Origin of the sequence: Mesorhizobium sp. IMUNJ 23033 (assembly GCF_044778005.1) — a bacterium.
Taxonomy (GTDB): Bacteria; Pseudomonadota; Alphaproteobacteria; order Rhizobiales; family Rhizobiaceae; genus Mesorhizobium; species Mesorhizobium amorphae_A.
Map to the genome: position 1 here is coordinate 1 of NZ_JBJACT010000091.1, position 806 is coordinate 806.

The following is an 806-nucleotide window of genomic DNA, read 5'->3' on the forward strand; positions in this document are numbered from 1 at the left end:
GGCGCTGTCACATTGTTTGAAGCGTGGACGCGCGGAAGCCCACAGCTGTTTTCAGGCAATCTGCAACGCCGCGGCCTTCCATTCTGCCATGGCATTGAGGCGGTGAGTTCGGATCTGCGTGGCGGACCTGTTTGAGCGGGAGGGGACGAAGAGATTGCGTATGGCGGAGAAGACGGAGACGAAATGCTGAAGGGAGCCAATGCTGCGGAAGCCTTGCCGAATTCGCTCGCGCTTTCGAAACGGCAGGTGAGAGTTCTCCGCCCGGTTGTTGAGGCCCTTGTGCGACCGGTGCTCGATATCGGGCATGACCTGACGTCTTGCCGCTGAATAGGAGCGCAGCTTATCGGTGACGATACGCTTCGGCGACAGGCCTTGCTTCTTCAGCAGACGAATGAGCAGACGCCTGGCCGCCTTGGTATTGCGGCGGGTCTGCACGATCTCATCCAGCACATAGCCGTCCTGGTCGACGGCGCGCCACAGCCAGCACCGCCTGCCGTTGATGCGCACGGCTACCTCATCAAGATGCCAGACATCGTCTTTCGATGGCGCCTTGCGGCGCAGGCGACGTGCATAATCGGGACTGTGCTTCTTTCCCCAGCGGCGGATGGTCTCGTAGGAGACGACGATCCCCCGCTCCAGCAGCATTTCTTCAACATCGCGCAGGCTCAGCCCGAACCGGTAATAAAGCCAGACGGCATGAGCAACGATTTCGATCGGGAAGCGATGGTTCTTGTAGGTGGCGCATGCTTCGACCATGCCAACCTGACTTATCGTCAAACCGTTAAGCCAAAATCAATGTGACAGCA

At 58.9% G+C, this 806-nt stretch carries 1 protein-coding gene; it reads right to left on the reverse strand.

The window, feature by feature from the left end; all coding sequences use genetic code 11:
• Nucleotides 1–51: 51 nt before the first annotated feature.
• Complete coding sequence (locus ACFX5Q_RS34810; protein ID WP_404285068.1) at nt 52–756, reverse strand: IS6 family transposase; 705 nt, start codon at nt 754–756, stop codon at nt 52–54.
• Between the last annotated feature and the right edge of the window lie 50 nt (nt 757–806).

Excerpts from the sequence above, each read along its gene's own strand:
- ACFX5Q_RS34810 (WP_404285068.1), bottom strand. The coding sequence starts at position 756 with ATGGTCGAAGCATGCGCCACCTACAAGAACCATCGCTTCCCGATCGAA.